Source organism: Nostoc sp. (assembly GCF_036917935.1).
GTDB lineage: Bacteria > Cyanobacteriota > Cyanobacteriia > Cyanobacteriales > Nostocaceae > Nostoc.
This window is the reverse complement of record NZ_JBALEL010000017.1, coordinates 85,384-109,975: the sequence shown is the minus strand read 5'-3', so window position 1 is coordinate 109,975 and position 24,592 is coordinate 85,384. Positions and strand designations below refer to the sequence as shown.

The window sequence follows — 24,592 nt, the reverse complement described above, 5'->3', positions numbered from 1 at the left end:
AAGGAGGTCAAAAAAATGGGTGTATCTCACAGTTCCGAATTTTGCCTTGAAGGCAGATTTATAAATTTTGTTATTAAAGATGGCTATAAGCTGAAAGGTTTAATGCTGGGTACTCATGAGGGTGAATGCTACGTTAAACTTGCTAAACATTTACGCGCTGCTTTTGATTTGCGGCTACCAGCAGGTACTTGGCTACAAGTTGTTGGTTATAAAGAATACGATATAAAAAAAGACAAAGTTACACTGAAAGCTGAACGTGTGATGGCGGCGCGTTCTGAAATGGCGACAATTCAAACCATCGCTGCACCACAAGAACCTTCATCTATTGATAATGTCAAGGTAAAACCAGCTAAGACTAAGGCCACGATTTTGGTGTGTCAAAAGTCTGATTGTATGAAACGCGGTGGTAACGCAGTTTGTCAGGCTTTGGAGGCGGCTTTAAGCGATCGCGGTTTAGAAGACCAAGTTACAATCAAGGGCACTGGTTGTATGAAGAACTGTAAAGCTGGGCCGAATTTAGTAATGCCAGATAAAACACGCCATAGCCGAATTCAAGCTGGACAAGTCCCAGCGTTGATGAATCAGCATTTTGGTGACAAAAATTTGTCAGCACAGTCTGAGAATTTAAGGGAAGCGGCGATATTTAATGGTAAATTTCACGGAAATTAGTAGTGAAATGTTGACATTTTAACGAGAAAGTTTAATAATATCTTCTCAAGTGTGTTCCGTTAATACTCGGCCGTAAGCTTTGCTAAAAGTTAGCAATAAAATCAAAAAACTGGCTTTAATTAAGGCCAGTTTTTTGAATGAATAGGGTTTCTATTGAGCAATTTTTAACTGGGATGCTCCCATAATTTGTCAAGATTCAAGGGAACGTGATTGATTGGTGAGTACAGAGACGCACTGAGGCTTGTTGTTGGACATCGCTTACAGTTGAAGCGTCAATCATCAATGAATTAAAAACAAATGCCACATAACCCTCAGTGGATATACATCGTTTTTTTGCCATTTGGGATGATAGTCATGATTTTTCTTTTCCGTCATGACTGGAATCGCCTCGCTAAACTCTACCGCACCCAAGAAGCGCCGCCACTAAACTTCTCCCGGATGAGAAGCGGTTCTGTGGGTTTGGTGTATTACAAAGGAACTTTAAATGTTGGTACAAATCCTCAAGGGATTTATCTAAGTATTTTCCCGTTATTTAGCTTTGGACTTACGCCGTTGTTGATTCCCTGGAGTGCCATTAGGAAAATTGAACCTGCTAACCAACTATTTATTCAGCGTTTTCGTTTGTATCTTAGTTCTCCAAAAGTCACCCTGATTTTAAACAAAGATATTTTGGAACCAGGTAAAGAATTTTTAGCTACACAGGGATTTGAGTGGATTTAGACAAATCCCCTTTTTACCTGGCAAATGTCATTTTGGATTGTGTACTCCTACGGGTGAAGCAAGCTATGTGTAGTGTTTCATTTAGATGCAGAATTTACAGAATTACATTGAGTGATGCTTGCGGTGCTTGCTAGCCTACGCAAAGTAGTTTTTCATGAGTTGGCTAAAATTGCTTAATATTTTTATGTAATTGTGTTGAGTCATCAGTCTCCCGAATGCAAGTTAGCGGGGATATTCTGCTTACCAGTTTCTGTGCCAGAGGTTGAAATCTCAGGCTTATAATGCAAGTCCACTCAAATGGACTTGCATTATGAGAGAGGAAATTGATTAGCAGTTTGTTGTTGAGATTCTTGGGTTTTCTGGGCGGTAGGTTGAGAATTACATGATTTAGTTAGATAAGACTGCAATAACTGTCGGATGGATGTAGCTTCCAGATGGTCAGGCAAGACAGTTAAAAAGTTATTTAGGTCTTGAATAGCTTCACCAATAGATTCTGAGGAAGTACCCTTTGATAAAGCATAGTGATATAAGTGGTCTGCTTGTTGAGTGTATTGAGCAGCCAAATAGTAAAGGGCTAAATTAAAAGCATTACGGCAGTCTTTAGCATCTTTTTTGCAATGCTCTGTAGTAAGCTTGATGGCAGGCACTAGTAGAGTTCGTGCTTTGTCTGGTTGGTTAACAGCTAAGTATACTAAAGCGCGATTATACATAGCATCTTCATAATGTTTTTCCTCATCAGCTTTTAACCCATTTGCTAATTGCTTACCCCAATACTTAACTTCAGCAGAATCCCCATCTTTACCAGCTTGAAGCATTGTTTTTGCATATTGTTGGGCAAAAATGGGTTGATTTTTGAGTAGAGCCAGAAATTCCTTAAGAGCTACAAGTAAATTCCTTTGCGGTGACTGACATAACTTATGGTACAACACGTTTAATGTGTGACTTTGCCAGCTAGGATCGCGCTGTTTGTTATCTTCCTCTAATTGCAAATCATTCCGTAGGTTGTCATAATATTTTGCCAACTTATTATGTATCTCAGCCCAACCTTGCGGGGATGAAAGGCGTTTGTGGCATAACATTTGGGTTTTGACGACATCATGATAAACCCAGCCGTTGCTATGTTCGTTGACAAAGGATGTTTCTTTGAGCCAAGTAAATAGCTCATCAGCTTCTTCTTCTGTTCTTAACTGGGCTATAATATCCCGGTTCAAGCATCGAGGAATCGCAGCATCAAGCACCACTTGTCGCCGTTTGGGATCGTCAATCCATCTTAAAAAGCTTTTTACAGCACTGCTGCTAGGCTCAATTAGTTGGTTAGGGTCATTGGGATGAGCATCTGCTAGCATTTCTATTAGCAGCGGTAAGTTTCCAGAAAGATTTATAATCACTTCAATAATGTGCTTGTCTGTAATGCCTTTGCGAGTTAGATATTGTTGGGCTTCTTCTTCTGTAAAGGGTTCCAGAGGCAAACGAATTATTGATCCTTCGTAGGATGCCCAGTCATTTTTATCTAATTCTTGCCGACTGGCAATAGTTATCAATATATTGGGAGATACTTCACCGTGGCGACCCTCCAGAATCTCTCGCAGCCAGTTATCTAGAAATTCTCCGGTGCGTTCTGAGGTATCGAAAAACAGGACAACAGGAATTTTATCAGCAATTTTAGAAATATCTTGCAAAAATAGCGGGGTGAGAACTTCTTCAGGTTGTTTAACTAAATGTACCTCATCTTTATTGGTTATTTTCTTAGCAACATAAGATGCCCATTCTCCAGCTTGGTTAGCCAAAGCATCCCCATCTACAAAATCAAATACAGCACCACCAACGGGAACTCGACGCGCCAGATGCACACCAGTTTTTACGATAGTTTTCCCGACAAAAGCACTAAAACCTTGAGGAGCTTCTGGATCTGTTTCTAACTCTTGGCACTTTTGGCAGTAAACTTTGTAGCGATCGCTAAATTGCGTTAGTCTGTAACCTTGCTGTTCTAACTCCTCAGCTATACGCCCGATGACTTCTGGTATAGTTTTTTCAGCTTCATCAATGTAAGCTGAAATCATTTTTGCTTCGTCAGTAATTTTACGAAACTGCCGCAGCAAGGTAGTTTTACCAACTCCGCCTTGACCACAAACATTAAACAGAAAACAATGGCGATTGTCTTCTAGGGATAATGCTAAATTTTGGCTAAATCGGTTTATTTGGTCTTCACGTCCCACAAAATTTGATTGTTGACGTTGCTTAATAATATCTTGTAAACTTTTGGGCTTGTTTTGTGTATTCATAACAAGATTCAATTTTGAGGCGCTAATTTATCTAAAAAGAACTACTAAATAAACAAGGTGTATTTCGGAATTTATTAAATTTTTTTTAATTAATTTTTATGCATTGACCTTCTGAGGCTCGATGTTGACCTTCCGAGGCTCGATGTTGACCTTCCGAGGCTTAAAAATGCCTTGGCGATTAGAAATCGCGGCTATACAGACAAAACCCGCCTGCGCGGGTTTCAAAAATCTTTGGATACAAAATGCAAAAACGGCATAGTATTGTTATGCCCCTAGAAATAACGTGTATTTTACTCAATTGACAACTGGTATAATTGCCTATTTAAAGCCTTAGCTAACTGGGACTTTGGGTTACTTTTTCTTAGAGCATTGATTCCTAAGCTGAGAGCCAGTATCATGCCTCTATGACAGTTCCACAAGTTGTACTTGATACAAATATTATTGTTACTGGTTTGCGTTCCAAACGAGGGAGTGCTTTTCGTCTACTGACACTTGTGGGCACAGGAATTTTTGATATCCATCTTTCGGTTCCACTGGTTTTGGAGTATCGAGAGGTATTATCGCGGCAACTCCCAAATCTATATATCACTGCACTAGATGTTGAAGAATTTATCGAGTTTCATTGCTCGGTTGCAACGCAGCATCAGATTTTCTTCCTCTGGCGACCTTACTTGCCCGATCCAAAAGACGATATGGTGCTAGAGCTAGCAGTCAAGGCGCGATGTGATAGCGTAATAACATATAATGCTCGTGATTTTAAAGGCATTGAGCAGTTTGGGATAACAATATTGACACCTGCGGAGTTTTTGCAATCTATTGGAGCATTGTCATGAGCAACCTCAACGTTCAGCTTCCTGACTCTTTGTACAAAAGTTTGCAAGAACTTGCCAAACAAGACGGGATTTCTATCGATCAGTTTGTGGCGACAGCAGTTGCGGAAAAAATCGCTGCATTAACAACTGAAATTTATCTAGGGGAGTTAGCAAAGCGAGGCAGTCGAGAAAAATACGACGCAGTTTTAGCGAAAGTACCAGATATTGAACCGGAATCTTACGATCGCTTACCTACAGCTTAATAACAAAGCGATCGCAAAGCAGTTTGTCATGATAAAGGCAAAGTAGTAATAGCGTAGGCGTAGCCCGCCACAGGCATCACTTAATTATTTGTATGGAATTAAGTTTAGCGATGCCTAACGTATCGAAAGTATCTAGAGTCAAGTCACTCATCAGAGTCTAAACCTGAACCTCCATTCAAGTCTGCTAAATTTTCGCCCTCAAAATTTGTTCGTTTAAGTCTTGGCCATTCAAGAATCGCCCCTTCAAGAATCGCCCCTTCAAGAATCGCCCCTTGAAGATACGCCCCTTCAAGATACGCCCGTTGAAGAATCGCCCCTTCAAGATACGCCCGTTGAAGAATCGCCCCTTCAAGAATCGCCCCTTGAAGATACGCCCCTTCAAGATACGCCCGTTGAAGATTCGCCCCTTGAAGATTCGCCCGTTGAAGATTCGCCCCTTGAAGATTCGCCCGTTGAAGATTCGCCCCTTCAAGATTCGCCCCTTGAAGATTCGCCCCTTGAAGATTCGCCCCTTGAAGATTCGCCCCTTCAAGATACGCCCCTTGAAGATACGCCCGTTGAAGATACGCCCCTTGAAGATTCGCCCGTTGAAGATACGCCCCTTCAAGAATCGCCCCTTCAAGATTCGCCTTATAAAAGTCTTTAAAAACTAAAACGCAACCTTGCAAATCCAAAAAACTCAAACAATTCAAGCAAAACACATCAGTATCAGTATCTATTCTTTGCCCTTGCAAGCGGGAAATCCAGATCCCGAAAGCTTCAGAAGTATGCCATTGAATCTTTGAAACTGTCTTTGTCACCCTAGCGCAAGCATTTAAGACAGCCAACAACGCTTCTTCTGCATTTCGTGCTTGTCTATTTTCTTCTTGAAAATCAGGTCTGGGAGTCAAGCGTTCCATTGGCATTCCATGACGCAACATAACACTAATCAGATGGCATAATGTCTGCTGCCAATTGCTAACATCCGATGGATTCTGTAAACGCATTTCATTCGCAACAAAGTTAAAAAGGTATTCATCTATATGGGATGCACCGCAGAGAATTGCCCACCTTTTTAAAGCCTCGCGCTCATCCCATCCTTCATCTGGATCGTTCTGGCGATCGTTTAACTTTTTATGAATGAGTCTAACTTCTCGCACAATGCGTTTTGCTGTCAAATATTCACCAAAACTTTTGTGAGTAAATTCAAAAGTCTTTTCTTGTTCTTTAACTCCACTCTCACGAAAATAAAAGGCAGTTAAAAGACGAGTTACACCTAATTTGGCACTTTCCTGAAACTTGTCTAAAAGACTCTTTAAACTACTGTGTTCACAATGGGCTTCAATCTCTCTGACTGTTGTTTTTCGTCCATCTCCATGCCAGGAAGCTAAAGCAATTTATTCGAGGATGCGAACAAAGTCTTTTTCCTCAATTCCACGAATAGCCGGATGTTGATAACCAGCCCAACCGCGCTGATAAACTGCTGTGAGCAAATTTGCATAAATTGCATTCAGGTTGCCGTCTGTAGGAAATTTCTTTTGCTGGTCAAAACTCAATGCTACTAGGTAATTCAGCAAGGGTTGAGCAGTAATTTCTGTCAGGTTATCTTGGTTTAATTCTTCTGGTAAGCAATCATAAGCTCGTCCGCTAGCATTGCCGTATTTCTGCCACCAAATCTGACGTTGATCTTGCTGCAACAAGTTGCGATCGTCAATGTAATTCTTCCTCTCATCTTCAGTAACAAAATAAGGTAAGATATGCAAGATTTGCTGTGGTTGGCGAAAGTCACTACTATTTGCTTGCACTACCAATTCTCGACCACTGATTAATACTTGTAAGCAAGTTTTATGGGCATTAAACCGTTCTACTTTTATTTGGACTTCACGCACAAATTGTTGAGCAATCTCAGTGGCAATTTTGCCCTGCATGGCAAGCTCATCTAAACCATCGAAGATAATGAGTAAGCGTGAATCAGCCTTATCTTTATCTAGCGGATTATGTCTGAGAAAACCATCGTCTCGCACAAACTTACTAACTGCATCAACTAAATCATCCGAGGGTTCAAAATGGTGCAAAGGAATAAATAAAACCGGAATTTTCCCTTTTTCTGCTTGGTTAGCTGCAAAGATTTTGGTAAAGGAAGATTTACCACTTCCTGGGCCACCACTAATCACTTTAATGGGATCATTGCGATCGCCTTTTTCTAACCAAGCTTCTAGTTCAGTTTCTAAGTCAAGAACAACTCGCTGATATTTCTCATCTTCTTTCACCCAGCGTTCAAATTCTTCTGACTTTTCACCTGCAACTTTCTGCTTATAGTAGGCGCGTAAAGGAACATAAACCTGTTTTAACCCAAAGGCTTCTAAAAGCATCGGTTCTTCAACCTGTTTTTGTAGCCAAGCTAAATAACGCTGCCATGACTGTTCCCGTTCATTGGCTTGAGTAAAGGGGGTATCCAGTTCTTCTTTTAAAGAAGCATATTTTTCTGGATGTTTTGCCCACTCTTCATGTAAGGCAAATACAAAATAGGTAGGAAGACGATGACTAATTGTTAGTGCCTGTGCTTGATTAACGCTAAAGTATTTTAACCAGTCGGTAAAAGCAGCTTTAATCGCTTCCAGAATCGGCAAATCTTTGGGACGGCGAAAAAAATCTTGGTCAATACGCAATTCTATACTTTCTAGAGAATGATTAAGGCGATCGCACAATAGCTCAAGATCGCTCTCGTTTGGTTTTTCAAACAGTAACTCTTGATTTCCTTTTACCAAGCTCACTATTGCTTCTACCAAAGAACGGTAAATTAGTAACCAAGCAACTTCCTCTGGTGCGTCTGCTAAACCTAGTGCTGCTGTAGCATCTAAAGCACCTTTGGCTACCTCTTCCCACTTACCCAAGGCCCCATCTATCGCAACTTTCCCTAGTGATTTGAATAGTTCCTTGAAGTCAGCCTTTATTGGTTTATTCCATAATGCAACTGGTTTGCTAACTGAAAATCCAGAGGTATTGCTCATAGCTGTTGTATTATGCTGGTAGATGTACTTAGTTAATATATTTCAACAAGGTTTTATCAGATTTTTACTCAAAACCAGTATTAAATTTAATAATTTATCTAGATAAACTTGTAATTTCAAGCTAAAAGGCGCAACTTCGAGGCTAAAAGGTGCAACTTCGAGACTAAAAGGCGCAACTTTGAGGCTAAAAGGCTCAATGTTGAGGCTAAAAGGCTCAATGTTGAGGCTCAAAGGCTCAACGTTGAGGTTCAAAGGCGCAATGTTGAGGCTAAAAGGCTCAATGTTGAGGCTCAAAGGCTCAACTGTCAGGCTCAAAGGCTCAACTGTCAGGTTCAAAGGTTCAAAAATGCTCAGGCGATTAGAAATCGCGGCTACACAGACAAAACCTGCCTTCGCAGGTTACATGAATATTGGGAAACAAAAGGCGATGGGGGCATAACAATGTTGTGCCCCCATAAATAACGTATATAATACCCAACTGATAACTGCTAAAATCGCCTATCTTAGGGTTTAGCTAGCTGTGACTTCGGGTTTCTTTTTCTTGGAACGGCGGGTAAACCTGCGTCCCATTTCATCAATGACTGCATCTAAACCTGTGACATCATTGCTAACTTTGGCATAGTTGTAAATTGCTAATGCTGCTGCATAAGCTTCACTACCAGCCGCAATACAGGTATCATCTACCAGTTCTTGCAGTTGGGTTAGAGACAACAGCACCGGATACAAATCCTCATATATTTCTAAATCTCGCCGCATTTCTTCCAAATCAAAAGAACGGGGTAGAAAGTTAGGGTTTTGTGTCGCCACTTCTAAAGCTTTGCTGACAAAAGCCCGACTTTTATCTCCCATTTTGACTATGGTGCGTCGGTCTTCGGTAGTCAAATCAATCAAAAACGGTAACTTTTCTCTAATTGTAGCGATCGCTTGCATGACCGCTTCTTTATCTGCTGGGCTTAGGCTGGCACTGATGCGATTTTCTGCCATTTTTAATACTCCTTTAGGGTACTTAATTTCAGTATTCCCAAAGTTATAGAAGCGATCGCATTCATCAGAGGGCCTGGATAAAAACAGTGTCTAAAAATATTCGCTCACCTGTCTTATGTTAATTTCAGGTTGACGTTTTGGTGTGCCATACAGGTAATGATCGTGTTGACTTGCCCAATCATCGGGTGCATCAACTGTTCCAGTTAAACCTTCTAATACATCCCATGCATCAGCTACTTTAATTTGAGATGAGTTAATATCCTCAGAAATAATAGTAATCACATAGCGTTTGTTCGGTTCTAAATCAAGTGGAATATCTGGCCGCAAAACAGAACCATCAAATGTAACCGTTAAAATTTTGCTCATTGTTCTATTTCTGCTAACCGCCGATCACCGCGATCGCATCAATTTCTACCAACACATCTTTAGGTAAGCGCGATACCTGCACACAAGCCCGCGCTGGGGCTGTATCTTCCGGGAAATATTTAGCATATATGGCATTCACCGCCGCAAAATCATTCATGTCAGCTAAAAATACAGTGGTCTTCACGACATCTTGAAAAGTCGCTCCGGCTGCTGTGAGGATGGCTTCAAGGTTAGCTAATACCTGCTCAGTTTGCTTTTTGACATCATCAGTGTAGACGACATCACCAAGGCGGGGATCGATGGCAATTTGTCCAGCGATGAATACAAATTGACCTGAAGCTGCGATCGCTTGATTATAAGGGCCGACTGGAGCGGGTGCGTTATCAGTATTAATTACTTTACGAGTCATAGATATTACTTTCTCTAACGATGTTTCCTGTTTACCGATTTCCGCCTCAGCTGCGATCGGTTTGTAAACCTCTCCATCTGGCATTATCGCACCAGTGAAGTCAGCATCTTTAAAAGTTGCTCCATAGATATTTGCGCCAGTTAGATTTGCCTTCTTTAGGTTTGCCTCGTTCAGATTCGCGTTCATTAAATCTACTTTTTGCAGTTCCGCTTTCTCTAAATTTGTTCCTTTAAGGCAGGCTTTTCTGAAATTTACGCCTGTAAGATTTGCATCACCTAAATCAGCTTCAGTCAGATTCATACCTGACAAATCTTTTTGAGATAAATTAATACCCCGAATTTTGGCTCCCTGCAAGTTAGCACCTTTGAATATCACTTGAGCTAAGTTAGCTTGACTCAAATCAGCTTTAAACAAGTTAGCTCCACTTAAATTAGCATTAGTAAGGTTAGCTCTAACGAATTTTGCTTCATTTAAGGATGTGTCGGTAAAGTTAGCGCTACTCAAGTTTGCTGCACTCAAGTTGGCGTTATCAAGATTGGCGTTACTCAAGTTAGCTGCACTCAAGTTAGCTGCACTCAAGTTGGCGTTATCAAGATTGGCGTTACTCAAGTTAGCTGCACTCAAGTTAGCTGCACTCAAGTTAGCACTACTTAGGTCTGCCCAACTCAAATTTAAACTATAACTTTCGCCCAACTCACTCAAATTTGCACCTGTTAGAGAAGCTCTAGTGAGGTTTGCATTTTGAAGTAATGCTTTACTCAGGTTCGCATCATTTAAATCTACACCCGTCAAATCTGCACTTCTTAGGTCTATTCCACTCAGATTTGCACCTTTGAGGTCTACTCCTCTAAGATTTACTGCATGAAATTTCCGTTCTCCTGCGGCGTATTTCTCCAACAGTGTCTCAGCGTCCATAATGCACCTTTAAATACCATTGACACAGTATAATCACAAAAACTTTGTGTCACAGATATTCCTCTCTTTTCTTCCTTCTCTTCTCTGCGAGACGCTTGTTTTAAAAGTGTTCGGCTGTAATTTTAGGCACTTCTAGATCCCCCCTAACCCCCCTTAAAAAGTGGGGAACCGGAATCAAAGTCCCCCTTCTTAAGGGGGATTTAGGGGGATCTAAAACGTTTTGCTACCGACCAGAGAACTTTTAAAACATCCTCTTAGCTTTAGAATCTTGGCTTTCACAGCCTCCCAACACCAACGGATTTCTAGAGAACATTTACCCAAACTGTATATTAGAAAATTCCCGATATTCCTCTCCCCTCTTATCTCCGCGCCCTCTGCGCCTCTGCGGTTCGTCCCTCTTACCCCAACCTCGGACGTATCCCATAATGCCGATAACGCCAATAATCGCGCAAAATGCGATCGTGGTCAAAACATAAATTACCAGGCACACGCCAAGACTCAAAAATGCCTACACCCTTAGCATCATCTCCAGCCACAGGTTCCCCCGTCGCTGTTGCCAAAAACACAATACTAATCGTATGCTGACGCGGATCGCGATCGGGGTCAGAATACACCAATAATTGTTCAACCAACTCCACCTGTAAACCCGTCTCTTCCTCAGCTTCTCGCCGCGCCGCCACTTCCACCGCTTCCCCATAATCTACAAAACCACCAGGAATAGCCCAACCTAAAGGTAGATTATGTCTTTCAATTAACACTATTGGCCGATGAGGTCGATCTACTAGTTCAATGATGATATCAACTGTCGGTGTAGGATTTCGGTAAGTCATAGTTATTTAGTCATTAGTCATTAGTCATTGGTCATTAGTCATTAGTCATTGGTTATTCCCAAAAGACAAAGGACAAAGGACAAATGACAAACAAAATGAGTTTACTTGATTTCCCCTGCAAATACTGTTCCGTGATAAATTCGATGCGATCGCGTAGCGTGTCGATCAGATAATTGCTCCCTCTCATAATTCAGGTTAAATATGCCTTTTCCTAGATCCAGTGGCATTTTGCTGCATCCTACCTCTTTTCCCAGTCGATTTGGCATTGGGGATTTAGGCTTAGAAGCCTATCGCTTCATTGATTTTCTCAAAGAAAGCCATCAACAATATTGGCAAGTTTTACCACTGGGCCCCACTGGATACGGCAATTCTCCGTATATGTGCTACTCAGCAATGGCAGGAAATCCTCTGCTAATTAGCCCAGAAAAACTCTTAGAAGAGGGTTTGCTATCTGAAGAAGACTTTGCTAATTTACCAGAATTTCCGCTAGAAAAGGTAGATTTCCAGCAGGTTGTGCCGATTAAGATTGGGCTACTAAAAAAAGCCTGTGACAACTTTAGAACCAATGCTACGCCTATCCAGCAGAAAGAGTTTGCAGGTTTTTGCGACAGTAAAGCTTATTGGCTAGATAATTACGCCTTATTTATGGCGCTGAAAGATGCTAACGAGAATGCAAACTGGCACGCATGGGGGAGAGAATTTGTCAAGCGCGATCCACAAGCATTGGAGCAAGCACAGCATCAGCTCAACGGAGAGATTTATTATTACAAGTTCGTCCAATTTGAGTTTTTCCGGCAATGGTCAGACCTGAAAGCCTACGCTAATATGCGCGGCATTGACATTATTGGCGATATCCCCATCTACGTAGCTCATGATAGTGCTGACGTGTGGGCGCATCCCGACATTTTTTGCTTAGACAAAGAGACAGGAGAAGCTGCTCAAATGGCAGGGGTTCCACCCGATTACTTTAGCGCCACCGGTCAATTGTGGGGAAACCCGGTTTATAACTGGGAGGAATTGCAAAAACAAGATTTTAAATGGTGGGTACAGCGCTTTGAGGCAATGCTGGATTATGTAGATATAATTCGCATTGACCATTTCCGAGGCTTTGAGGCTTATTGGTCTGTGCCCCAAGGTGAAGAAACTGCCATGAATGGTAAATGGGTGGAAGCGCCTGGAGATGCTTTTTTTGAAGCGATTAGGGAGAAGTTGGGCAAGCTACCCGTCTTGGCGGAAGATTTGGGAGTAATTACACCAGAGGTAGAAGCACTGCGAGACAAGTATGAATTTCCTGGGATGAAAGTTTTGCAGTTTGCCTTTGGTTCTGATCCCGCTAATCCATTTTTACCATTCAATTACCCGCGAAATGCTGTAGTTTATACCGGCACTCACGATAATGACACAACTGTAGGCTGGTTCAATTCCGCTAATGACAACGAAAAGCATAACTTATGGCTTTATTTAGGTTGTATTAGTCCTGAAGGCATCCAGTGGGATTTAATTCGCCTAGCTTTGAGTTCTATAGCCAACCAAGCGATTATTCCCTTGCAAGATGTTTTGGGATTAGGAAACGAAGCGCGGATGAATTTTCCTAGTGTTGCTGAGGGTAACTGGGAGTGGCGCTATCAAGCCGGAGCGTTGACAGACGAATTACGCGATCGCTTGAAAGTTCTTACCAGACTCAATGGACGCGCCCCAGAAGCCCAGTGAGGAGTGGGTGAGTGGGGCGTGGGGCATGGGACAAAGGCACAGGGAAGAATGAAAATCACCATACCCAATGCCCCATACCCCATGCCCTATGCCCCATATTTCACAACTTAGGCTTGGCAGCAATCCTAACTTCTTCCTCTTTCCCCGGCTCTCCCATTTCTTTGGCTTTCTCTTGATTGACGCTCATCAACACACCACCAGCATTATCAGTTTTCACTGTCAGTTGCTCTTGAGCTTTCCAAATTCGGTGACTTCCCTCTGGCAGAATACCCTCAAACTCGGTTTTGCCATCGGCTACTACACGAATCCAAGATGAGGCTTTCAAAGTGACACCAATCTGTACAACCTGTCCCTTTTGGACACCGCTAACGGTATCGCTAACAGGTTCAACCTCCACTGACTCTTTTAGTTGGGCTAGTTCTGGTTTAACAACGGACTTTTGTGGTGGATATGGCTGGTTTTGGCTATTACTTGCTTGTTGTAATAGCGCGTTATTTAATAACTGAGATAAGCCATTTACAGAACACACTATTAGGAATATGTAAAGAAAGTAAAGATGAATCGGACGTAGTTGAGCAAGGGATGAATTATTCCCCATTCCTCGGGGGTTCACTTGGGCAGAACTGATCGGAAAAGTCCCCGAAAATTCTACTCCATTCAAGCCTAGTGCATCGGCAAATTGCCTGATCAAACCCTGAATATAGACTGGTTCTGGCAGATCGTTTAAATTACCTTCTTCGATCGCCTGCAATAATCGTCGGGGAATCCTGGTTAATACAACCACTTGCTCTAGAGATAGACCCTGTTCTTGCCGCAATGCCCAAAGTTGAGCGCCTAATTCTGCTAATTTCTCGGCTCGTTGTTCCTCTAATGAAAGTGATGGCTGGTGATTATTCTTCTTTCTTAGCCATTTCATGCCTGCTGACACTCCTTAACTCCGCTAAATCAATAATTAGGTTGCGTTATCTGCTCTTGCAAAAAGTGAATTTCATGATCTTTGAGGGAACGATATTTACCCTCTGACAAAAAGGGTTCTTTTAGAGTTTGTAATTGAATTGGGCCGATAGCAGTCCGATGCAGCTTGATTACTGGGTATCCTAACTGTTGAGCTATACGGCGAATTTGGCGATTTCTTCCCTCCTGCAACACTATTTCTAAAACGCTTTCCTCGGCACGACGTTCTATTAGCTGTACCTTAGCAGCTCTGGTTTTTCTACCCTCCAACATCACACCCTGACGCCACATTTTTAGTACTGTTTCTGGAGGATGTCCTTTGACCAAAACATGATATGTCTTGGAAATACTGTGACGTGGATGGGTTAGTCCAAATGTCAGTTCTCCGTCATTAGTCAGGATTAATGCTCCTGTAGAGTCTGCATCTAGACGGCCAACTGGGTGAATACCTGAACCCTCCCGTAATTCTTTCGGTAGTAGATCCAGGACTGTTGTTCTGCGATGAGGGTCGTAGCAAGTCGAAACCACTGCCGCCGGTTTGTGCAGCAATAGATATATTAAAGCCGGACGCTGCTTTTCGGATACAGGCTTACCATCAATTGCGATCGCATCTTTTTCGGGATCGACTTTTTGACCTAAATGTGCCAATACCCCATTAATCCGCACCCGTGAGTGCCTAATCATTTCTTCGGCTTCACGACGTGAGGCGATACCCCATTGAGCGAGAATTTTTTGTAACCGTGCCTCCATGTGGAAATTGCTTATTTACTGTTATCAATTAAATGATATTTGCATTTTGTAGCCAGTAGGCATAAATGTTACATTTAAAGCTTGTTTAATTTCTGTTCGGTTGTTGAGCAAATACTCATAAACAGATTGGTTAGATGCCAGAGCAAAATCCCCAAACAATAAGTGCAAATAAAACCCGCATAATTACGCAGGTACTCACGACAGCAGTCAAGCTTTGGTTGAGAGCGCAAGTCAGCCAAATATCGAAATTAGAAGTGGAGATCAAAGCCAGCGATCGCCAACTTCTCTCTGGGCGCATTCCTTCGGTATCTGTTTTTGCTACTCATGCAGTTTATCAAGGTCTCCTGATTACACAAATTCGATTAATAGCAGAAAATATTCGGATAAATATCGGCTCCGTACTCAAGAGAAAACCCCTACGACTGTTAGAAACAGTACCAGTGGTTGGCAATTTGCTCGTAGACGAGAAGGATCTTAATGCTTCTCTCTCATCAGACTTATTATCGACTGCTTTGAGCGATCTATTGGTTAAGGTTTTACCAACAGATTACCCACAGTCACAACCAATTAAGTGGCAAGAAATTCTGATTGGGAACAACCAAATTATACTGCGGGGTTTGAGAGTAACCAATAGCGAAACAACGCCTCTAGAGATTTGTCTCGGCTTACAATTACTCAGTGGGCATGAGTTGCAACTGGTACATATCCCAATCAAGCCCGACCGGGAAGATATATTAAAGGACAATTATGAGTACAATCTGGATCTTGGCTCAGATGTTGATATCGAAGAATTAACGCTGATCCCAGGCAAGCTGGTGTGTCGTGGGCGGATTAACGTTAACCCTTGATGGTGAGAAATTAAAAAATATTAATACCCTATTTTAAATGATATGGCGCTTCTGGAAACAAGAGTGGAGAGCGGGGAGCGGGTGAGCAGAGGAGAATAATTAATAACCAATGCAATGCCCAATGCCCAATCCCCTATAGTAGTGGCAAAAGTAATGTCACAAAATAGTAAACCAAAGGAGCTGTGAAAATATAACTATCAGTACGGTCTAAAATACCACCGTGACCGGGGATTAACTGTCCAGAATCTTTAACTCCAGCATCCCGCTTGAGCATAGATTCAGTGAGATCCCCTAAAAGACTAGCAATCCCAATCAGCAAACCCAATGCTAAACCTGTGAAGAGGGATTTGGGCAAGTGAAGATAATAGGCTCCTGCTACAGCTACGGCTACACTTGAAGTAATGCCAAAGACAGCGCCTTCTACAGTTTTTTTCGGGCTAATGTCAGACAGACGGGTTTTCCCAAAGAATTTGCCAATGGTGTAAGCACCAATATCGGCTGCCCAAATACACAAAAAAGTCAGCAGTGTGGCTGTAAAACCTTGTGCTAAAGAAGCAGAATTTGCCTTTTCCCAGAAATCTGTCCAGGTTGTGGGCCAGTAACCTCCGAAAGGGAGATTGCTAAAAGCAGCACTATCAATTGCTCGTAACCGCACCCAGTAACTTGGTAAATAACCGACGTAAAATAGCCCCATAATAGAAGCAGAAACATCAGCGATCGTGGCAAATTTGGGTTGAAATAGCAAGTAAAAACAAATAAGTGTGCCAGCTATTGGCATCACAGCGTCAGCTAAACTGCCATCAATGGTACAAATCACCAGCAAGACTTGGCTGACAGCCATAGTGGTTTTAGCGGCCGGAGCGATGCCTCTGGCTCGCACCAAATTAAAATATTCCTGTTGACCCAAAAAGATGATGACCGCAAAGATGATGGTAAAGTACCAACCCCCCAAAAGGGTTGCCCCAAGAGCAAGAGCGATCGCAACAATTCCACTAATAATCCGAGACCAAGGCATAGAAGTATTTTGGATTTTGGATTTTGGATTTTGGATTAGAGATTAGGTATTCGAGATTAGGGATTGGTAATTGTGGCTTGGTTTCTGATGACATATCACCTAAATCCCCAATCTAAAATCTAAAATCTAAAATCTAAAATCTTTTGGATTTAGTCTAGTTTCTCACCACTGAGGATAAAAATGGGATCAACGGCGGTAAAGGTTTGAGAAAAGCCGCGTGTCTCTAGGCGATTAACCGCAGATTGCACAACTTCGATATTTCTAGCCCTTAATAGGGAAAAGCTTTGGGAAATAGCATACAGACTTTCTAGATTAGCAGCTGTGGCTACAACCCGACCGGATGGCGGCAAATAATGCCAAGCTGCTTGCAGAATTTCTTGAATGGGGCGGCCTCCCTCGATACAAACGCGGTGAGGAGTAAGCTTGAGGTCATGTAAACACTCTGGGGCGCTGCCTTCAACAACTTCGACATTTTTCACATCAAAGCGATCGCAGTTACGCTTGATCAGATTAGCTACTTCTTCATCCCTTTCGATAGCGATAATTTGTCCGCCTGGACACAATAGCCCCACCTCTACCGGAATTGTACCTGTCCCTGCGCCAATATCCCACAACACAGAATCTGATTTTAGCCGCAGTTGAGAAATCAATAGCAGTCGGACTTCTCGCTGGCTCAGGGGAATTCCTGGCAAATGCTCAAATAAGTCATCGGGAATACCTGGAGTAATATAAGGCCAAAGTTGGGAGGGCATAGAATTACGCAATTATACTAAAGATATCGATTTGCCAAATTGAAAAGCTATCAGCTATAAAACTTTTCAACCGTAGCATTAGAAGAAAACATAATGATTGGTGAAATATTAAGCGATGTCCGAGGAGAAGACGCTGGGCGTCTACGCTACGAAGTTCAGCAGCTATTAGGAAAAAAAGCAGGGCGGCGGACTTTATTAGCTCGTGATTTGCAAACTCAGGAATTAGTCGTCATCAAGTTACTCTCTTTTGGTAGTGATTTTGAGTGGGATTCACTCAAGTTGTTTGAGCGAGAAGCCGAAACTTTAAAAAACCTAGCACATCCCTCAATTCCTGGCTATTTGAACTATTTTGAGGTAAATTTACCAACCATCAAAGGATTTGCTCTAGTACAAACTTATATCCCTGCACAAACTTTAGAGCAATGTTTACAAACTGGGCGGACTTTTACCGAAGCTGAAGTCAAACAGATAGCCAAAGCACTTTTAGAGATTCTCGTTTACCTGCATAGGCTGTATCCGCCTGTAATTCACCGTGATATTAAGCCTAGCAATATTTTATTGGGGGAGCGTTCAGGGAATAGTGTCGGTCAAGTTTATTTGGTAGATTTTGGCTCAGTACAGACTGTCTTAGTTAGCGAAACTGGGACAAGAACTGTGGTAGGAACTTATGGCTATATGCCACCAGAGCAATTTGGCGGACGCACTGTTGCAGCATCTGACCTTTATAGTTTAGGCGCAACTTTAATTTACTTGGTGACGGGTACTCACCCAGCCGATTTACCCCAAAAGGATTTTCGGATTCAGTTTGAACAAGCGGCTAATCTCAGTCCCAGCTTTACCAATTGGTTAAAGTGGATGATTGAACCTAGTTTAGAAGGGCGTTTTAGTTCTGCGGCTCAAGCGATGTCTACAACGGGTTCCGCCTCCTTAGATAAACCACAAGCGACTACCTTACCTGCTTTAGTTGTTAGCAAACCAGACGGGAGTAAGATTCAACTAACCAAAAATTGGGATTCTCTCGAAATTATCATTCCACCATCTGGTTTCCATGAATCAATAGTATTCACAGGTTTTTTTGCGATCGTCTGGAATTCATTTGTCCTAATTTGGACAATTAGCGCTCTCTCAATAGCTACTTTTCCTGTCAACATCCCCTTTGCCTTGTTCTCACTTCCTTTTTGGGGTGCTGGCTTTATGATGATGTATAAATTTATCTTTAATTTGTTTGGAAGCATTTACTTACGCCTGAATCCAGAACAAATTACCCTAACCTGGGAGTTGTTTAGTTGGAAGTTTGAGCGTCCCCGTCCATCCCCAAGGCAAAGTGTTAATAAGTTGGTTTACATTCCAAAACACTTTACTAAAGGCTCTAAAGACACTAGAGTTGCCGTTCCAGCACAATTATATATTTGCTCAGGATTACAAAAATATCAGATTGGTGGAAACGATGGCGGTATTAAATCCGAAGTAGAACTTGAATGGTTAGCTCATGAATTAAGTGAGTGGTTAGGTTTGCCAATTACCAATCCAATGGGAAGTGAGTTAAGCTAATCATTTAATTTAATTCTTAATTAAAAAGTCGGAGCGCCGAAAACCAACGCTCAGACTTTTTTTTTCGTTTTTCTTACACTCTTAGGACTTACGCAAAAGTAAACGCTGTAGGGGCAATTCATGAATTGCCCCTACGTTAAAATAAGGGTTTCAGGTATTGTTTGCGTAAGTCCTGACTCTAAACAAAGGCAAAGGATTCAGGACTTTTCATCAAAAGCGACAATGGCATTTTTTTACTGTCATTCTTCCTTCAGCGATGCCATGTCAATCACAAAGCGGTATTTCACATCGCTTTTTAGCATCCGCTCGTATGCTTGATTGATCTTCTGAATCGGGATAAGTTCGATGTCACTGACGATATTGTGTTCAGCGCAGAAGTCGAGCATTTCTTGTGTCTCCTGAATCCCGCCGATCATCGAACCGGCAATTACTCGGCGCTTAAAAATCAAGTTACCGATGTTGGGTGATGGGTGCGGATTTTCTGGTACACCAAGCAAGCACAGCGTACCACCACGCTTAAGCAACTCAGTGTATGCGTCCAGATTATGCGATACCGAAACCGTGTTGAGAATGAAGTCGAAGCTGTTGATATGCTTCTTCATCTGATCGCTGTTTTTTGAAATGACAACCTCATCGGCTCCGAGGCGCTTGGCATCTTCGGTCTTCCCTGACGATGTTGTGAACAGCACAGTGTAAGCACCAAAAGCGTGGGCTAATTTTAGCCCCATGTGTCCCAACCCACCAAGCCCGACGATACCCACCTTATCGCCTTTGCCAACTTTCCAGTAGCGCAAAGGTGAGTACGTCGTGATCCCCGCGCACAACAGGGGTGCGACGCCAGCGAGATCCAGCTTTTCCGAAACCCGTAGCACGTAATTTTCATCCACGACTATCTGGTTTGAATAACCCCCATAAGTCGTTTTCCCTGTCTGCTTCTCTGGGCTGTTGTAGGTGAAGATAATTTCGTTATCACAGTACTGCTCAAAACTCTCACGGCAGTTTGGACAGGTGCGACAAGAATCGACCATACAACCAACGCCCGCAGCCTCGCCTACCTTGAACTTGGAAACCTGCTCACCAATCTTCACTACACGACCAACGATCTCATGTCCAGGTACGAGAGGGTAAACCGTCCCTTTCCATTCATTAGCGACTGTATGCAGATCCGAGTGACACACGCCACAGTAAAGGATCTCGATCTGTACGTCGTGCGTCCCTAACTCTCGCCGCTCGAAAGTGAACAAGCCCAGTGGTGTAGTTGCACTTTGGGCTGCGTATCCAAGACTCTTAATCACAGATGATCTCCTTTTTACTAAGTTATTTCATGGGTTTTATGAACTTTATATACTTCGCAATTAACAGACCAAGGTTGTTCCTACTCAGCATTAAATGCTAGGACAGGGAAATGACCCCCCTCTGCCCGAATTCGTCTCAATATTTCCCGAACAATGTCCCCGATGATCCTGCGTTTGATAGCTGCATGAAAATGAGTATAGAGAATTCAGGCTGCTCTAAGTCAACCATCATAAGTATGAGTCAGCAATTAGATTGGCTAGAAGCAACAATAAAGCACTTATGGTATGTTGCTTTGCAAAAAGTTTTTGAAGAGAAATGCGCTACTTGTATTGAATTTATTTATATTTTATTTCGGCAATGGCATTAAACGCTTATCAGTCACGGATTTATTGGATTTGAGCCATCAATGTCTATATTTAATTACAGGAGCCTTAGAGGAAATTTATATGTTTGGACTGGGATGGCCAGAAATAGCTGTAATTAGCATAGTCGCTGTTCTAATTTTTGGGCCAAAAAAAATTCCCGAACTGGGAACCGCACTAGGCAAAACCCTACGAGGTTTTAAGGAGGAGATGAAAACTCCCAGTGAGGAAACCAATCAGGAAGAAGAAAAACAATAATAAAAGGAGTCCGAATACAGGAGTCAGCGCACTGACTCCTCCTGACTACAGCAAGGTATTAACAACAGAAGAAGGTGTGATTCCATTTTGGGAATCAATGACAGTTGTGCCGGGATTTTGTTGGTGTGTCTCTTCTTTCGCTAAACCACGCAGCTTAATTAACTTAATCGCGCGAGTAACGCTTTCTGGCAAAATTACCACCAGACTATTATCAGGAGCCATGTCTAAGCCTTTATTTATCGCTTGAGTTTCATCCAGAATTGATTCATAGCGGCTATCAGGCTTAACTTCCGTGATCCCTTGAATAATCAACTGGGCGGCTGATCCCCGTAGGCGTCCCCGTGTATCATCGTCTTCTTTGATGATGATGTAATCAAAAATTTGTGCTGCTAATTTACCCAAAGTAACAAAATCTTCGTCGCGGCGATCGCCTGGCCCACCAATTACGCCAATCCGTTGTCCTGTAGTCCAGTTCCGCACAAAGGAACCTACAGCTTCGTAACTGGCTGCGTTGTGGGCATAGTCCACCAAAGCGTGGTAATTTCCTAAATTAAATAGATTCATCCGTCCCGGCGTTTGACTAACTGAAGCCCGGAAAGTCCTCAAACCAGCCCGAATCTGTTCAATTGTGACGTTTTGCACAAACGCTGCCAAACTTGCTGCTAAAGCGTTGGCAATCATAAACGGCGCACGTCCGCCCATTGTTAAAGGTATATTTTCGGCTCTTTCTATGCGGTGTGTCCAATCACCTTTAACAATTGACAAATAGCCATTTTCATATACTGCCGCTACTCCACCCTTTTGGATGTGCTTCCGCACTAATTCCGAATCGGGGTTCATGGTGAAGTAAGCAATATTAGCCTTAGTTTTTTCTGACATGGCGGCGACGCGGCGATCGTCGGCATTGAGTACCGCATAGCCATCAGGGAATACGGCTTCCGCTACTACACTTTTGAGGTTAGCTAACTGCTCAATGGTATCTATATCGCCAATTCCTAAGTGGTCGGACGCTACATTCAATACTACCCCCACATTTGCGGCTTCAAAGCCCAATCCAGAGCGGAGAATGCCACCGCGAGCCGTTTCCAGTACTGCTACTTCCACTGTGGGATCTTGGAGGATGACCTGGGCACTTTGGGGGCCTGTATTATCGCCAGATTCTACTAAGTAATCACCGATATATGTTCCATCGGTAGTAGTATAACCTACTACTTTACCAGTCTGTTTATAAATATGTGCTAGTAGTCGAGTAGTGGTGGTTTTGCCATTAGTACCCGTGATGCTGAGGATGGGAATTTGGCTAGATTGCTCGTTAGGAAACAGCATATCCATTACTGCGCCAGCGACGTTGCGGGGGATGCCCACGCTTGGGGCGACGTGCATTCGGAAGCCGGGAGCGGCGTTAACTTCGACAATCACGCCATCCACTTCCCGCAGCGGACGGCTAATATCCGTGGTGACAATATCGAGTCCGGCGATATCCAAACCGATAATCTTGACTACCCGTTGTGCTAACCAAAGATTTTCTGGGTGAATTTCATCGGTACGGTCGACGGCACTACCACCTGTACTCAAGTTTGCCGTGGCTCTGAGATAAGAAATAGTACCCTTGGGTGGCACGCTATTTAGGGTATAGCCTTGCCTTTCTAGCAGCTGGTAGCTGGTGCGGTCTAGTTCAATCTTGGTTAGGACGTTATCATGTCCTTCGCCGCGATTTGGGTCAAGGTTTGTTTCTTCAATCAGTTCGGCGATGGTGGATCTGCCGTTGCCAATGACATGAGCCGGGACGCGCTCGGCTACTGCTACTACTTTCCCATTTACCACTAGTACCCTGTGGTCGCGTCCAACGTAATATCTTTCGACAATAATTGACCGGGAAACCTGTCTGGCAGCTTCGTATCCGGCTTCCGCTTCTTCCCAAGTTCTGATATCAATGGTGATCCCACGTCCATGATTGCCATCCAGGGGCTTGATGACGATGGGATAGCCGCCAACTAATTCCAGGGCTTGTTCCAAATCGTCTAAGAAGTTGATCACTGTACCTCTGGGTACTGGCGCACCAGCGGCCGCGAGGATGCGTTTAGTGGCTTCTTTATCGCAAGCTAGTTCTACGCCCAGAATGCTGGTGTTGTCCGTCATTGTGGCCTGCATCCGCTTCTGGTTCACGCCGTAGCCTAGCTGAATCAAAAAGCGGGCTTCCAGCGACATCCAGGGAATACCTCTTTTTTCTGCTTCTTTGACGATCGCTTCCGTGGAAGGGCCTAAAGAAGCATCACGGGTGAAGTCTTTCAGGTCTTGGATATCTTGCTCTAGTTCTGCCTTGGGATAACGGCCTCGATCAACGATACTCTGGCACAGCCGCACTGCGGCTCGTCCAGCGTAGCGTCCCGCTTCTTCATTCAGATACTCGATTACTACTTGATAAATTCCGGGTGTGGCAGTTTCGCGGGTGCGACCAAAGCCGACATGCATACCAGCTAATTCTTGGAGTTCTAGGGCTACGTGTTCCACTATGTGACCAATCATAGTGCCTTCTTTGACTCGCATCAGAAAACCACCACGACAGCCAGGCGAACAATAGTGACCCTCCAGACTCGGCAGCGCCTCAACTAATCCTTCATAAAAGCCAGGGATTTCATTCGAGGGCGTCTCGCCAAGGGTTTCTAAATCGAGGCGCATGACGATCAGTTTGTGGCGTCGAATGCTCCAATAGTTTGGGCCGCGTAAGGTCTGGATCTTGAGGATTCTCATGGGAATAGGTAGATGGAGATTCGGAACCAAAATTCTAGTTTCTTACTGGAATTGACCGCTAAACTGTTCATTGCAAACAGTTTTTTCTTTTTACATGGTATTCTTATCATTTTTCTACGGTAAGAAATAATAAATGTGCGGTCAACTCAGTGTAACCTCAGATACTCTATCCCGTCAGCTGGAGATTCGGTGTACAGCAGGCAATACAGTCCGCTGGTACAAGTGGAAGCGATCGCCGTAGCTGAGGATATGGAGACGTAAATTATGCACGGTTAACGGTTCATTAGCACCAACATGGGGTTCGTTGGTGTGGGTCAGTTCAGTGGGATCAACAATGGTTACACTGCCTTTGCCCATAACCTGTAGCCAACCATCACGTTCAAACACAGCACAAGTATCTTCGTCAATACCAATACCTAAGCGATCGGGATGGGCTGCGATCGCACTAATTAGTCGCCCCATACGATTACGATTGTGAAAATGTTGGTCAACGATGACTTCGGGAATAAATCCCAAACCCGTTGCCATATCCACTAGGGAACGATTTGGCGTCTCTCCACTACCGCCGCCAGCAATCATGTGATGCCCCATCACTGCCGCTCCTGCACTGGTACCTGCTAACGTAAGTTGCCCCGCCCTCACCCGCTGGCGAATAATTTCCATTGCTGGCGTATCTGCCAATACGCCACAAAGACGCAGCTGATCTCCTCCTGTCAAAAATACCCCACTACAGGCTTCTAAGGATGCTTTGATCTGGGAGGCTTCACACTGTTCTCGTTCGCGGATGTCTAAAATCTCTACCTTCTGGGCACCCATTTCTTCAAAAATGCGAATATACCGACCACCGATGATGGCAGGTTCGCGAGAGGCAGATGGAATAATTGTAATATAAGCCTTACTAGCACCGGCGCGTCCAAAAAAAGTTCGTAGGATTTCGCGCCCATGAACTTTGTCTTCTGCACCTCCGATAACCAGAACGGCGGTTTTAGTTGCTTGGGGTGTCCTCATTTCTAGCGATTTAGCTTGTAATTGCGGCATTTTGTTTCTCCTGTCAACAACTTCAGGTGAATTTAACAAGGTTCAGAAGCCTGATGATTTTGCGCTT

23 protein-coding genes are annotated in these 24,592 nt (G+C 43.3%); 8 read left to right on the top strand and 15 right to left on the bottom strand.

What is annotated here, in order from left to right:
* Positions 1-15 precede the first annotated feature (15 nt).
* Entirely contained in the window at positions 16-669 is a 654-nt protein-coding gene (locus V7K62_RS08070) for a (2Fe-2S) ferredoxin domain-containing protein (RefSeq protein ID WP_334863402.1), read from the top strand.
* A 354-nt stretch (positions 670-1,023) separates the two neighbouring features.
* Positions 1,024-1,389 (top strand): hypothetical protein, encoded by a 366-nt coding sequence (locus tag V7K62_RS08065; RefSeq protein ID WP_334863401.1) that lies wholly within the window; start codon positions 1,024-1,026, stop codon positions 1,387-1,389.
* Between the two features lie 308 nt (positions 1,390-1,697).
* Here the strand turns inward: V7K62_RS08065 and V7K62_RS08060 are convergent, their stop codons facing one another.
* Positions 1,698-3,671, bottom strand: coding sequence for an ATP-binding protein (locus tag V7K62_RS08060; protein WP_334863400.1), 1,974 nt, complete (start codon positions 3,669-3,671; stop codon positions 1,698-1,700).
* A gap of 404 nt (positions 3,672-4,075) precedes the next feature.
* Here V7K62_RS08060 and V7K62_RS08055 point away from each other — a divergent pair, with 404 nt between their 5' ends.
* Together V7K62_RS08055 and V7K62_RS08050 are read left to right on the top strand one after the other, a co-directional pair.
* On the top strand, positions 4,076-4,504 hold the full coding sequence (locus V7K62_RS08055; protein WP_334863399.1) for a putative toxin-antitoxin system toxin component, PIN family: 429 nt from the start codon (positions 4,076-4,078) through the stop codon (positions 4,502-4,504).
* On the top strand, positions 4,501-4,746 hold the full coding sequence (locus V7K62_RS08050) for a toxin-antitoxin system HicB family antitoxin (protein WP_334863398.1): 246 nt from the start codon (positions 4,501-4,503) through the stop codon (positions 4,744-4,746). The genes V7K62_RS08055 and V7K62_RS08050 overlap by 4 nt, the downstream gene beginning before the upstream one ends.
* Positions 4,747-4,889: 143 nt before the next feature.
* Here the strand turns inward: V7K62_RS08050 and V7K62_RS08045 are convergent, their stop codons facing one another.
* From V7K62_RS08045 to V7K62_RS08015, 7 genes are all read right to left on the bottom strand, one after another.
* A complete protein-coding gene (locus tag V7K62_RS08045) occupies positions 4,890-5,903 on the bottom strand; it encodes a pentapeptide repeat-containing protein (protein ID WP_334863397.1) in 1,014 nt (337 codons plus the stop codon).
* A gap of 219 nt (positions 5,904-6,122) precedes the next feature.
* Positions 6,123-7,736, bottom strand: coding sequence for a hypothetical protein (locus V7K62_RS08040; RefSeq protein ID WP_334863396.1), 1,614 nt, complete (start codon positions 7,734-7,736; stop codon positions 6,123-6,125).
* A gap of 42 nt (positions 7,737-7,778) precedes the next feature.
* Positions 7,779-8,072, bottom strand: coding sequence for a hypothetical protein (locus tag V7K62_RS08035; protein ID WP_334863395.1), 294 nt, complete (start codon positions 8,070-8,072; stop codon positions 7,779-7,781).
* Between the two features lie 174 nt (positions 8,073-8,246).
* Positions 8,247-8,720: a hypothetical protein gene (locus tag V7K62_RS08030; RefSeq protein ID WP_334863393.1), complete on the bottom strand. Its 474-nt coding sequence runs from the start codon at positions 8,718-8,720 to the stop codon at positions 8,247-8,249.
* Positions 8,721-8,810: 90 nt separating this feature from the next.
* Positions 8,811-9,086 carry a hypothetical protein gene (locus V7K62_RS08025; RefSeq protein WP_334863392.1) on the bottom strand — a complete coding sequence of 92 codons (276 nt, stop codon included), beginning with the start codon at positions 9,084-9,086 and terminating at the stop codon, positions 8,811-8,813.
* A 13-nt stretch (positions 9,087-9,099) separates the two neighbouring features.
* Positions 9,100-10,410 (bottom strand): Rid family detoxifying hydrolase, encoded by a 1,311-nt coding sequence (locus V7K62_RS08020; RefSeq protein ID WP_334863391.1) that lies wholly within the window; start codon positions 10,408-10,410, stop codon positions 9,100-9,102.
* Positions 10,411-10,808: 398 nt separating this feature from the next.
* On the bottom strand, positions 10,809-11,240 hold the full coding sequence (locus V7K62_RS08015) for an NUDIX hydrolase (protein WP_334863390.1): 432 nt from the start codon (positions 11,238-11,240) through the stop codon (positions 10,809-10,811).
* Between the two features lie 201 nt (positions 11,241-11,441).
* Here V7K62_RS08015 and malQ point away from each other — a divergent pair, with 201 nt between their 5' ends.
* On the top strand, positions 11,442-12,950 hold the full coding sequence (gene malQ, locus V7K62_RS08010) for a 4-alpha-glucanotransferase (RefSeq protein ID WP_334863389.1): 1,509 nt from the start codon (positions 11,442-11,444) through the stop codon (positions 12,948-12,950).
* Positions 12,951-13,050: 100 nt separating this feature from the next.
* Here the strand turns inward: malQ and V7K62_RS08005 are convergent, their stop codons facing one another.
* Positions 13,051-13,866: a helix-turn-helix domain-containing protein gene (locus tag V7K62_RS08005; protein WP_334863388.1), complete on the bottom strand. Its 816-nt coding sequence runs from the start codon at positions 13,864-13,866 to the stop codon at positions 13,051-13,053.
* Between the two features lie 29 nt (positions 13,867-13,895).
* Positions 13,896-14,654: a pseudouridine synthase gene (locus tag V7K62_RS08000; RefSeq protein WP_334863387.1), complete on the bottom strand. Its 759-nt coding sequence runs from the start codon at positions 14,652-14,654 to the stop codon at positions 13,896-13,898.
* Positions 14,655-14,788: 134 nt separating this feature from the next.
* Here V7K62_RS08000 and V7K62_RS07995 point away from each other — a divergent pair, with 134 nt between their 5' ends.
* Positions 14,789-15,502 (top strand): LmeA family phospholipid-binding protein, encoded by a 714-nt coding sequence (locus V7K62_RS07995; RefSeq protein ID WP_334863386.1) that lies wholly within the window; start codon positions 14,789-14,791, stop codon positions 15,500-15,502.
* Positions 15,503-15,635: 133 nt separating this feature from the next.
* On the opposite strand, the gene V7K62_RS07990 is transcribed toward V7K62_RS07995, so the two are convergent.
* Positions 15,636-16,517, bottom strand: a complete 882-nt coding sequence (locus V7K62_RS07990) for a phosphatidate cytidylyltransferase (protein ID WP_334863385.1) — start codon at positions 16,515-16,517, stop codon at positions 15,636-15,638.
* A gap of 149 nt (positions 16,518-16,666) precedes the next feature.
* The gene (gene cbiT, locus V7K62_RS07985; protein WP_334863384.1) at positions 16,667-17,269 is read right to left on the bottom strand and encodes a precorrin-6Y C5,15-methyltransferase subunit CbiT; all 603 of its coding nucleotides are present in this window, start codon (positions 17,267-17,269) and stop codon (positions 16,667-16,669) included.
* 93 nt (positions 17,270-17,362) lie between these two features.
* On the opposite strand from cbiT, the gene V7K62_RS07980 reads away from it, so the two are divergent.
* Positions 17,363-18,820 (top strand): serine/threonine protein kinase, encoded by a 1,458-nt coding sequence (locus V7K62_RS07980; protein ID WP_334863383.1) that lies wholly within the window; start codon positions 17,363-17,365, stop codon positions 18,818-18,820.
* Between the two features lie 239 nt (positions 18,821-19,059).
* Here the strand turns inward: V7K62_RS07980 and V7K62_RS07975 are convergent, their stop codons facing one another.
* On the bottom strand, positions 19,060-20,115 hold the full coding sequence (locus V7K62_RS07975) for an NAD(P)-dependent alcohol dehydrogenase (protein WP_334863382.1): 1,056 nt from the start codon (positions 20,113-20,115) through the stop codon (positions 19,060-19,062).
* 447 nt (positions 20,116-20,562) lie between these two features.
* Here V7K62_RS07975 and tatA point away from each other — a divergent pair, with 447 nt between their 5' ends.
* The gene (tatA, locus tag V7K62_RS07970) at positions 20,563-20,736 is read left to right on the top strand and encodes a twin-arginine translocase TatA/TatE family subunit (RefSeq protein WP_322677568.1); all 174 of its coding nucleotides are present in this window, start codon (positions 20,563-20,565) and stop codon (positions 20,734-20,736) included.
* Positions 20,737-20,781: 45 nt separating this feature from the next.
* Here the strand turns inward: tatA and cphA are convergent, their stop codons facing one another.
* A complete protein-coding gene (gene cphA / locus V7K62_RS07965) occupies positions 20,782-23,487 on the bottom strand; it encodes a cyanophycin synthetase (protein ID WP_334863485.1) in 2,706 nt (901 codons plus the stop codon).
* Between the two features lie 174 nt (positions 23,488-23,661).
* Entirely contained in the window at positions 23,662-24,525 is an 864-nt protein-coding gene (locus tag V7K62_RS07960; protein WP_094348499.1) for a cyanophycinase, read from the bottom strand.
* Positions 24,526-24,592: the final 67 nt, after the last annotated feature.

Bases quoted from the DNA above. Each gene is read 5' to 3' on its own strand.
- V7K62_RS08000 (WP_334863387.1), bottom strand. From the start codon at position 14,654: ATGGAGGCACGGTTACAAAAAATTCTCGCTCAATGGGGTATCGCCTCA.
- V7K62_RS08065 (WP_334863401.1), top strand. From the start codon at position 1,024: ATGATTTTTCTTTTCCGTCATGACTGGAATCGCCTCGCTAAACTCTAC.
- cphA (WP_334863485.1), bottom strand. From the start codon at position 23,487: ATGAGAATCCTCAAGATCCAGACCTTACGCGGCCCAAACTATTGGAGC.
- V7K62_RS08060 (WP_334863400.1), bottom strand. From the start codon at position 3,671: ATGAATACACAAAACAAGCCCAAAAGTTTACAAGATATTATTAAGCAA.
- V7K62_RS08015 (WP_334863390.1), bottom strand. From the start codon at position 11,240: ATGACTTACCGAAATCCTACACCGACAGTTGATATCATCATTGAACTA.
- V7K62_RS08070 (WP_334863402.1), top strand. From the start codon at position 16: ATGGGTGTATCTCACAGTTCCGAATTTTGCCTTGAAGGCAGATTTATA.
- V7K62_RS07980 (WP_334863383.1), top strand. From the start codon at position 17,363: ATGATTGGTGAAATATTAAGCGATGTCCGAGGAGAAGACGCTGGGCGT.
- malQ (WP_334863389.1), top strand. From the start codon at position 11,442: ATGCCTTTTCCTAGATCCAGTGGCATTTTGCTGCATCCTACCTCTTTT.
- V7K62_RS08020 (WP_334863391.1), bottom strand. From the start codon at position 10,410: ATGGACGCTGAGACACTGTTGGAGAAATACGCCGCAGGAGAACGGAAA.
- V7K62_RS08005 (WP_334863388.1), bottom strand. From the start codon at position 13,866: ATGAAATGGCTAAGAAAGAAGAATAATCACCAGCCATCACTTTCATTA.
- V7K62_RS07960 (WP_094348499.1), bottom strand. From the start codon at position 24,525: ATGCCGCAATTACAAGCTAAATCGCTAGAAATGAGGACACCCCAAGCA.
- tatA (WP_322677568.1), top strand. From the start codon at position 20,563: ATGTTTGGACTGGGATGGCCAGAAATAGCTGTAATTAGCATAGTCGCT.
- V7K62_RS08025 (WP_334863392.1), bottom strand. From the start codon at position 9,086: ATGAGCAAAATTTTAACGGTTACATTTGATGGTTCTGTTTTGCGGCCA.
- V7K62_RS08055 (WP_334863399.1), top strand. From the start codon at position 4,076: ATGACAGTTCCACAAGTTGTACTTGATACAAATATTATTGTTACTGGT.
- V7K62_RS08030 (WP_334863393.1), bottom strand. From the start codon at position 8,720: ATGGCAGAAAATCGCATCAGTGCCAGCCTAAGCCCAGCAGATAAAGAA.
- V7K62_RS07990 (WP_334863385.1), bottom strand. From the start codon at position 16,517: ATGCCTTGGTCTCGGATTATTAGTGGAATTGTTGCGATCGCTCTTGCT.
- V7K62_RS08050 (WP_334863398.1), top strand. From the start codon at position 4,501: ATGAGCAACCTCAACGTTCAGCTTCCTGACTCTTTGTACAAAAGTTTG.
- cbiT (WP_334863384.1), bottom strand. From the start codon at position 17,269: ATGCCCTCCCAACTTTGGCCTTATATTACTCCAGGTATTCCCGATGAC.
- V7K62_RS08040 (WP_334863396.1), bottom strand. From the start codon at position 7,736: ATGAGCAATACCTCTGGATTTTCAGTTAGCAAACCAGTTGCATTATGG.
- V7K62_RS07995 (WP_334863386.1), top strand. From the start codon at position 14,789: ATGCCAGAGCAAAATCCCCAAACAATAAGTGCAAATAAAACCCGCATA.